At 61.3% G+C, this 7,875-nt stretch carries 10 protein-coding genes and 1 pseudogene; 5 read left to right on the forward strand and 6 right to left on the reverse strand.

The features are described 5' to 3' along the window. Together EOB49_RS31350 and EOB49_RS31355 are read right to left on the reverse strand one after the other, a co-directional pair. A pseudogene (locus tag EOB49_RS31350) lies at positions 1-299 on the reverse strand (ABC transporter permease); the annotation flags it as partial. A gap of 104 nt (positions 300-403) precedes the next feature. Continuing rightward, complete coding sequence (locus tag EOB49_RS31355; protein WP_127383250.1) at positions 404-1,396, reverse strand: ABC transporter substrate-binding protein; 993 nt, start codon at positions 1,394-1,396, stop codon at positions 404-406. Between the two features lie 121 nt (positions 1,397-1,517). Between EOB49_RS31355 and EOB49_RS31360 the strand changes: the two genes are divergently transcribed. Then, positions 1,518-2,423 (forward strand): LysR family transcriptional regulator, encoded by a 906-nt coding sequence (locus tag EOB49_RS31360; RefSeq protein ID WP_050596708.1) that lies wholly within the window; start codon positions 1,518-1,520, stop codon positions 2,421-2,423. Positions 2,424-2,453: 30 nt separating this feature from the next. On the opposite strand, the gene EOB49_RS31365 is transcribed toward EOB49_RS31360, so the two are convergent. Continuing rightward, positions 2,454-3,059, reverse strand: coding sequence for a hypothetical protein (locus EOB49_RS31365; RefSeq protein ID WP_127383251.1), 606 nt, complete (start codon positions 3,057-3,059; stop codon positions 2,454-2,456). Between the two features lie 147 nt (positions 3,060-3,206). On the opposite strand from EOB49_RS31365, the gene cysE reads away from it, so the two are divergent. Then, positions 3,207-4,055: a serine O-acetyltransferase gene (gene cysE / locus EOB49_RS31370; protein ID WP_013531333.1), complete on the forward strand. Its 849-nt coding sequence runs from the start codon at positions 3,207-3,209 to the stop codon at positions 4,053-4,055. Positions 4,056-4,206: 151 nt separating this feature from the next. Next, the gene (locus EOB49_RS31375; protein WP_013531334.1) at positions 4,207-4,410 is read left to right on the forward strand and encodes a DUF3126 family protein; all 204 of its coding nucleotides are present in this window, start codon (positions 4,207-4,209) and stop codon (positions 4,408-4,410) included. A 69-nt stretch (positions 4,411-4,479) separates the two neighbouring features. Here EOB49_RS31375 and EOB49_RS31380 read toward each other — a convergent pair whose 3' ends face one another. Next, on the reverse strand, positions 4,480-5,205 hold the full coding sequence (locus EOB49_RS31380) for a hypothetical protein (protein WP_127383252.1): 726 nt from the start codon (positions 5,203-5,205) through the stop codon (positions 4,480-4,482). Positions 5,206-5,330: 125 nt separating this feature from the next. Between EOB49_RS31380 and EOB49_RS31385 the strand changes: the two genes are divergently transcribed. Further along, positions 5,331-5,672, forward strand: a complete 342-nt coding sequence (locus EOB49_RS31385; RefSeq protein ID WP_127291442.1) for a hypothetical protein — start codon at positions 5,331-5,333, stop codon at positions 5,670-5,672. Between the two features lie 19 nt (positions 5,673-5,691). Beyond that, the gene (locus EOB49_RS31390; protein WP_127383253.1) at positions 5,692-6,219 is read left to right on the forward strand and encodes a gamma carbonic anhydrase family protein; all 528 of its coding nucleotides are present in this window, start codon (positions 5,692-5,694) and stop codon (positions 6,217-6,219) included. 54 nt (positions 6,220-6,273) lie between these two features. On the opposite strand, the gene EOB49_RS31395 is transcribed toward EOB49_RS31390, so the two are convergent. Continuing rightward, complete coding sequence (locus EOB49_RS31395; protein WP_127383254.1) at positions 6,274-6,822, reverse strand: ankyrin repeat domain-containing protein; 549 nt, start codon at positions 6,820-6,822, stop codon at positions 6,274-6,276. Positions 6,823-7,090: 268 nt separating this feature from the next. Further along, a complete protein-coding gene (locus EOB49_RS31400; RefSeq protein ID WP_127323056.1) occupies positions 7,091-7,699 on the reverse strand; it encodes a transglutaminase-like cysteine peptidase in 609 nt (202 codons plus the stop codon). Positions 7,700-7,875 lie beyond the last annotated feature (176 nt).

The following is a 7,875-nucleotide window of genomic DNA, read 5'->3' on the forward strand; positions in this document are numbered from 1 at the left end:
ACGATCCGGTAGCTGCTCATCATGATGCCGATCGGGATCGCCATGACGGCGGCCAACACGAACGCAATCCAGACACGGGTGGTCGAGACCGCGACGTGCCACAGCAGGTTCTGCTCGGTCAGCATCGTCCACAGCGCGACGACGACACGGCTCGGCGACGGCAGGAACTGCGGCGCAATGATGCCCGCGCGCGCCGCCAGCTCCCACAGGGCAATAACGAGCGCAGCCGCAGCGACACTGACGGCAAACTCCAGCATCGGCGATCCGCGACCGCGGAAGACGAACAGGCTGCTGAACAAATCATTATCCCCGGATGATCGAAAGAACGGTCGTCACCGGCGGTAAGCCGGAATGACATCGCTGCCGACAGCCGAGACAAGCTGCCGGCCCGGCCGCGCGGCCGCTATTTCGCCGGGATCTTGTTGATCGCCGAATTGTCGATCTGGTCGGCCGCCACCAGTTTGTTGTCGGCGGCGCCGTTCTCCAGATTAAGATCCATCACCGTGTCGAATATCCCGTGCAACGTGCCTTTTTCTCCCGGCTTGCCCATGTAGGCCAGGGATTCTGCAAGCGTCGTGTAGGACAGGCTGGAGTTGACGATGTCGGTCACTTCGGCAGGCGTCAGGCCGAAATGCTTGGACGCCATGTCGGCGAATTTTTCCGGCTCGGCCTTGATGAAATCGATCGCCTCATAGATGCAGCCGAGAAATTTTGCGTATTTGTCGGGGTTCGCCTTGAAGTCGTCGTTGCGGGCGATGATCGCGTCGATGATGATGCCGCGATGATCCTTGGACGAGATCAGCATGCGGGCACCGGTGCGGGTCGAGGCCTTCAGCGCCTGCGACATGAACGGTTCGTAGGTCGCGATCGCGGCGATCGATTCATCGACGAAAACCGCGCCCGTATCGGCCGTCGCGATGTCCTTGATCTGAAGATCCTTCAGCGACAGGCCGGCCTGCTTCAACTCCATCTGCAGCAGTAGGCGCGAAGGGATGTTGGGCTCGGCCGCGACGACCTTGCCCTTGAGATCGGCAACCGACTTGATCTTGTCATCGGTGATGACGCCGTCGCCGCCGACGGATTCGTCGATCGTGCCGATGATGATGCCGGGCGTCGAAGCATCGCGCGGGCGCCCCTGATATTCGCCGACCGAGCGCATCTGCATCTCGATGTCGCCGCGCGCCATCGCCGCCATGACGTTGGTCAGGTCGTCCTCGAACTTGATGCTGACATCAAGGCCCTTGGCGGTGAAGCAGCCAAGGTCGCTGGCGATATGGACAGGCGCAAATCCCAGCCATGTCGGCGCTAGGATGCGGATCTGGTCGGCGCTGAGGGCGAGCTGCGAACTGGTGAGCAGCAGGGCTGCGGACAAGGCGGTGCCGAGTAACGGTTTCATGATTGTTCCCCAATTTTGTTCAGTACAGGCTCGCGATTTCAGACATTGATGTAAATGAGTTTATTTAGAACGATACATCGAATAACATCGATGCTTCGTTCTGTGCATCATGGGGAATGGCATGCGCCGGCTGGACAATATCGATATCCGCCTGCTGCGCGTTTTCGTGGCGCTGGCCGATTCAGGCGGGTTCGCCGCTGCGCAAATCACGCTCAACCTGTCACAGCCGACGCTGAGCACGCATCTGGCGGAACTGGAGAAACGCATCGGTGCCCAGCTCTGCCATCGCGGGCGCAAGCAATTCCGCCTGACCGAGGTTGGACAGGCAACCTACGATGCGGCGCAGAAGCTGTTCCGCGACCTTGATGATTTCGGACATCGCATCAATGCAGCCAGCGGCAGCCTGTCGGGCCGCTTGCGGGTTGGCACGTCGGATGGGGTCTTCACCAGTGGCGAACTGGGTATCCAGCACGCGCTCAGCCGCTTCATGGGGCCCGATTCCGACGTCTTCATCGACCTTTCGGTGGGTACGCCGTCAGAACTCGAGCAACAAGTTGCCGATGGCGGTCGCGACGTTGTCATCGGGCCGCTGTCGCAGAAAGCGCCTGGGGTCGTCTATCGCGACTATTGCGGCGAACCGCATCTTCTCTATTGCGGCCGCCGGCATCCGCTCTTTGCGATGCCCGATTCAAGGATCGATCAAGGCGCCGTCGATGCCGCGCGGTTCTCGGTGCGCAGCTATCGACATTTCGACGACCTCTACCTGGTCGGCCATCCCAGGGCGAGTGCATCGGTCGTTCACATGGAGGCGCAGTTGATGCTGATCCTGTCGGGCAACTTCATCGGCTTTCTGCCGTGCCATTTTGCCGATCCCTGGGTCGCGGCCGGAGACATGCGGGCCATCAAGCCAAGGGCCTATTCGTTCAGTTCCATACACCGCGTCGCCTATCGCAAGACCGACGCGCAGCGCTCGCTTGTTCAGGCGTTTCTCGGTGCATTGTTCGATGCAACGCCCGTGGCGGGATAGGGAGACATGCAAGCGCGCCACCGGCGAAGATCACAAAGGGGTTTGCAGGGCCTGCAATGACCGCGTCATGTTTTCCCTGGCCTGCGGTTCGAAGCGCTGGCGAAACTCTTGCGTGTGGAAGATGTGCGGGCGGGCGAGGAAAGTCTTCAGGACCGCACTGCGTCCGGCCCGCCACATCGGCTCCTCCACCCAGTGGTACTCGCGCCGCACGGCGCGCTCATAGGCGTCGAAGGCGTCCGGCGCGGCTCCCAGGATCGACAGGTCCATATCCAGGAAAAGACTTGCGTCCCGTGTGGCCGCCGCGTCTTCGAACGGCGGCACCTGGTGCGTGGCGGTGGCGACGATCATTGCCGAGATGCGGTTGAGGCGTGAAGGATTTGCGCGGCCCGCCAGCTTTTTCTCGGCAAGGGCAGCACTTTGCGCCTCATTGTCCTTGGCCTTGCTGTCATAGACGGCATCGTGGAACCAGATCGCCGCTTCGATCGCCTCGGGGTCGCCGAGCAATTCTCGACAGTCGCCAGCGAGCGCCAGCATCGCCTCGATATGGGCAAGGTTGTGGTAGTGGCGGCCCTGTGCCCGGTAGAGCGCCGAAAGCTCGCTTTTCAGCGCGTCGTCGATCAAGGGTTCGTTTTCCATGGCTGCTTGAATTCCCGCGAACCAAATCCATTTGACAAAGCACTAAGGAAAATTGAGTTCAATCGTGCTATGATCTGGCTTATATGTGCGGCCAGGCAACAGGCAAGCACAACAGGCAAGCCAGGCAGGACGCAGGACGAGACGGCGATGAACAGCATCAGCATTTCCCGACACAGCGCATTGAAGCCGGTCGATCCGATCTGGCGTTCGATCCGCGACGAGGCCATGGAGGCTGTCAACCGCGACCCGCTGCTCGCTGCATTCCTCTATTCGACCATCCTCAACCAGGACAGCCTGGAAGAAGCAGTCATTCACCGGCTGGCCGAGCGGCTGGCGCACCAGGACATCGGCTCCGACCTCATCCGCCAGACGTTCAAGTCCATGCTGGCCGACGACAAGGAGTGGCCGACGACGGTGCGTGTCGACATCCAGGCCTATTATGATCGCGATCCGGCTTGCGACCGCTTCATCATGCCTGTGCTCTATTTCAAGGGTTTCCACGCCATACAGACTCATCGGCTGGCGCATTGGCTTTGGAACCAGGGGCGCAAGGATTTCGCGCTCTATCTGCAGAGCCGCTCGTCCTCGGTCTTCCAGACCGACATCAACCCGGCCGCCCGCATCGGCAAGGGCATCTTCATCGACCATGCCACCGGCCTCGTGGTCGGCGAGACCGCTGTCATCGAGGATGACGTGTCGATCCTGCATGGCGTGACGCTGGGCGGCACCGGCAAGGCCGGCGGCGACCGTCACCCCAAGATCCGCTATGGCGTGCTGATCGGCGCCGGCGCCAAGATCCTCGGCAACATCGAAATCGGCCATTGCTCGAAGATAGCGGCCGGCTCGGTGGTGCTGTCGCCTGTGCCGCACAACAAGACGGTTGCCGGCGTGCCGGCCCGCGTCGTCGGTGAGACCGGCTGCGATCAGCCGTCGCGCCAGATGGACCAGCTTCTGCCGTCGCAGACGATGGATCAGGTCGTCAGCTTCGACATCTGATTTTCACGGCGCCGTCGTCTGCTGCCGGATTCCGGCCGCGGGCAGGAGCGGGTGGTTGTCTCGCCTTATCAGGCCGCTTGCCTTTACATCGCCATTGTCGACGTGCCAGAAGCGCGTTCGAACGAGCAAGCCCGATGATCGGAGAAGACTGTTGAAGCCGGACGAAATCAGAAAGCTGGACGCCTATTTCAAGCGCGTCTTCCAGAACCCCAAGCTCGAGGTCAAGGCACGGCCGCGCAAGGACGATTCGGCCGAGGTCTATGTCGGCGACGAATTCCTCGGCATCGTCTTCAAGGACGAGGACGACGGCGATTACAATTTCTCGATGGCGATCCTCGACATCGATCTGGCCTGAGCCAGCGATTTTGCGCTCGGCCGGCTCCGCCTCGAATGCGGCCGGCCGGCCGCACCTTCCGAGGCTTTCTTACTGTCCTGTTTTCAGGACGCGCCCGGCTTCAGTGGCGATTGCCGCGTCGAGCGCCTGCCAATCGCCCAGAAACTCCCTTGGGAAGCGATAGGTGAGGCTGAGCTCGTCGCCGACCTGGATGTCGCGCTCGCAAGGCGCCAGCGATTGCTCGGCACTCGGCCCGCTCAGGCAACGGGCCACGAACGGCTCCTTGCCGGGGCGATTGCCGACAACCAGCACCTCGTTCAGATAGCCTGATTTCTCGTTGAAACCATAAATCATCGTGCCGCCAGGCCCGGCAATGCCGGGTTGGGTGATCAACGCGCTGTAGATCGGCGCGAAGCGGCCACTCATGTCACGCGACATCATCTGCTGTTCGAAGGACAGGAAAACGATGCTTTTGGCTGTCCCCGTATGGTTGAAATCATCCCGCGCGGCCTCGCTGTAGCCGTCCATCTGGGGATAGCGCAGATAGAGGTCGAGCCGCGAGGCGATGCCGTCGCGCCGGGCCTGGGCGAAACGGATGGCGTTGGCCGGGACCGTGATGACATTGTTGCCGATCACCACCTGGTGCATCGTTGCGTCGTCGGTGTATCCGGCCATGGCGATCGAATGGCCAAACCATTTGCCTGCAAGGCTGATCGCTGCTGAAAGCAGGGCCAGCGCCGCGAATCCGTAGAGCACCCGCTTCATCAGCCTGGAATCGACCACAGTGAGTTCGTTGGCGAGCGCTGCCTGCTTCATCTCAGTCCTCGGATCTCGGGCCGTCCGTCCGCCTCCAGTGTCCCTGGGCGGCACACATCGTTCGGCACGGCTCTTGCAGCCTGCATGGAACGACTGTGCAATTTCATGGTAAATGGAAAGTTAAGATGGGACCGCTGGAACTCACACTCTTTGCTTTTGCCGTCGGGTTGACGGCCTGCGGGCTGGCCGGATCGGCTATGGAACTGGTGTCGGGCCGCAAGGTCGCCTTCACCGAACCCTATGTGTCGCCGTCACATGTCTTGCGCTCGCTGCTCGCCACCGCCTGTGCCGGACCCTTCATGCTGGTCAACGATGCCATCGATGCCCGGCGTCAGCGCCGCATTTCAACGTTGGCGCTGATGTCCTGCGGCTGCACGGCAATTGCGTGGACCTTGGCGCTGGGCGTCGTCGTCCTTGCCATTGCCTCATGGACGGTCCGTCTCCTAGGGTCCGAGCTGCCAGGCTGAGACGATTCGGAGACCAGAAATGCCGCTTTATGCGATCGATGGAACAGAGCCCAGCTTCGCCGATGCGGACTCGAATTGGATCGCGCCCGATGCGACGCTGATCGGCGACGTCAGGGTCGGACGCAATGCCGGCTTCTGGTTCGGCACCGTCATCCGCGGCGACAATGAGCCCATCGTCATCGGCGCCGACACCAATGTGCAGGAACATACTGTCATGCACACCGATCCCGGCTTCCCGCTGACGATCGGGGAAGGCTGCACGATCGGCCACCGCGCCTTGCTGCATGGCTGCACGATCGGTGACAACAGCCTGATCGGCATGGGCGCCATCGTGCTGAACGGCGCGAAAATCGGCAGAAATTCTCTGGTCGGCGCCGGTGCGCTGGTCACCGAAGGCAAGGAATTCCCGGACAATTCGCTGATCGTCGGTTCACCTGCCAAGGCAATCAGGGTGCTGGACGACGCAGCCGTGGCCAGGCTACGCGGCTCGGCGGCGCATTATGTCGCCAACGGCAAGCGCTTCAAGGCGGGGTTGAAGAAGGTTTGAGGCCAGCCTGGCATTTGCTGGCGGTGGTTTCGTCGCGCCCCAACTCACTGTCCGTCAGTTGCGCCCGGCCATCGCATCGCGCAGCAAGGAAGCACCGCCTTCAAAGCCGGCAATCTCGGCTTCCTCGACCGCGGTCCTGTAGTCATCGATGCGGGTTTCGAGCACCGGGTCGGCGCCCGCCGCCAAAAGCAGGCCGATCGCATCGACACTGCGGATGGCCACCGAATAGTGCAGCGGAGTCCAGTCGTTGACGCCCCGCATGTTGGGGTCGGCGCCAGCTTCGATCAGCACCCGCACGATGTCCAGCCTATCGGCGCGATCGGTGGACAGCGCCGCAATGATGGACGGAAACCCGCCATGATCCCTGTAATTCGGATCCGAGCCCGCATCGAGCAAGGTCGAGATGAAGCCGACGGAACTCCAATAGATCGCATACTCCAGCGGATGCCCGAGGCCGAGCTCGAAAGGCATGCGCTCGTCGAACCAGCGGGAAGAGCCGCCCAACGCCACGCCGAGGCCCTCGAAGTCGCCGGCCTTGAAGGCATCGTCGATAGCCTTGAACAGGCGATGGCGCTCGCATCGATCTTCCGGGATTTCCGACATCGCTGTGATCCAGAAGGCGAAACCATCGGCCTATAGTGCCCCGATCTTCCGGGCGTGGGAAGGCGGGACGATTCGACTGAATGAGATTGGGATCTTCCAGCCTACCGCAGGCTGATTGGTTTTCGAACGGCCTTCGCCAGAAATGGCGGAGCCGGCCCGGGGACGGGGCCGGCTCCTTTCACCCGGTCGTTGGGGACGGGGAGGGTGGGGACTCGACCGGGTTTCTCCTGAAGCGCCTCGCATTTACGCGGCGCGCTTGAGCTCTGTTCTAGCGGACGCTGGCGACCGCGTCGGAGCGGCCGTCATTGATCGTCACCCAAACGCCGGAATTCTGGTCCGACTGGCGCTTGAGATAGGTGTAGTCGGTGTCCGTCCAGGACAGGACCTTGGTTTCCAGATTGTCGAGGATGAATTCTCCAAGGCTCGTGCGCACGGTCAGCACCGCGTGGCCGTCGCCATTCGGCTGGCGCGCCACCGTCATCAGCAGATTGCCGGCCGGCACGCCCGCATCCATCAACTCGCGGCGCTTTTCCAGCGCGTAATCCTCGCAATCGCCATAGCCATTGGCCGGATAGGCCCAATATTCCTCGACACCGTAGTTTTCCATATCGGTGCGCGGCTTGATGCGGGTGTTGACCGAATTGTTGATGTTGACGATCGTCGCCCACAGTTTGCGGGTCAGTTCGACCGGCGCACCCCTGGGGGTCCGTTCGCTGCATTCGCCAGGACTGCGCTGGCAGAACTCATAATGGCCAACAGGCTGGGTGGTGCGTCCGCCGGTGTGCATATAGGCCGGTCCCGCGGCATATGCTGATCCCCAAGCGGAAAGCTGCATCGCCATTGCCACCAGCAACAGCTTGCCCCTCGTTTTCTTCATTGTTGTAGTCTCCCCGTTCGAAGGAGACATTGCCACATGTGGATTTATTTGACGCAAAAGCTCGAAGTAGATTTTGAGTAAAACTCCAGTAGAATAAACGTAAAATTTGAATCGTTTGAGTATTAATTCGTTTGGATTTTGAGGCGCCAATCTCGACGCGCGGAGGGCTGCCAAAC

It is taken from the genome of Mesorhizobium sp. M7A.F.Ca.MR.148.00.0.0 (assembly GCF_003997735.1).
Taxonomy (GTDB): domain Bacteria; phylum Pseudomonadota; class Alphaproteobacteria; order Rhizobiales; family Rhizobiaceae; genus Mesorhizobium.

What these genes read in the sequence shown, in the direction of transcription:
- EOB49_RS31355 (WP_127383250.1), bottom strand. Translation starts at nt 1,396, where the DNA reads ATGAAACCGTTACTCGGCACCGCCTTGTCCGCAGCCCTGCTGCTCACC.
- EOB49_RS31360 (WP_050596708.1), top strand. Translation starts at nt 1,518, where the DNA reads ATGCGCCGGCTGGACAATATCGATATCCGCCTGCTGCGCGTTTTCGTG.
- EOB49_RS31365 (WP_127383251.1), bottom strand. Translation starts at nt 3,059, where the DNA reads ATGGAAAACGAACCCTTGATCGACGACGCGCTGAAAAGCGAGCTTTCG.
- cysE (WP_013531333.1), top strand. Translation starts at nt 3,207, where the DNA reads ATGAACAGCATCAGCATTTCCCGACACAGCGCATTGAAGCCGGTCGAT.
- EOB49_RS31380 (WP_127383252.1), bottom strand. Translation starts at nt 5,205, where the DNA reads ATGAAGCAGGCAGCGCTCGCCAACGAACTCACTGTGGTCGATTCCAGG.
- EOB49_RS31385 (WP_127291442.1), top strand. Translation starts at nt 5,331, where the DNA reads ATGGGACCGCTGGAACTCACACTCTTTGCTTTTGCCGTCGGGTTGACG.
- EOB49_RS31390 (WP_127383253.1), top strand. Translation starts at nt 5,692, where the DNA reads ATGCCGCTTTATGCGATCGATGGAACAGAGCCCAGCTTCGCCGATGCG.
- EOB49_RS31395 (WP_127383254.1), bottom strand. Translation starts at nt 6,822, where the DNA reads ATGTCGGAAATCCCGGAAGATCGATGCGAGCGCCATCGCCTGTTCAAG.
- EOB49_RS31400 (WP_127323056.1), bottom strand. Translation starts at nt 7,699, where the DNA reads ATGAAGAAAACGAGGGGCAAGCTGTTGCTGGTGGCAATGGCGATGCAG.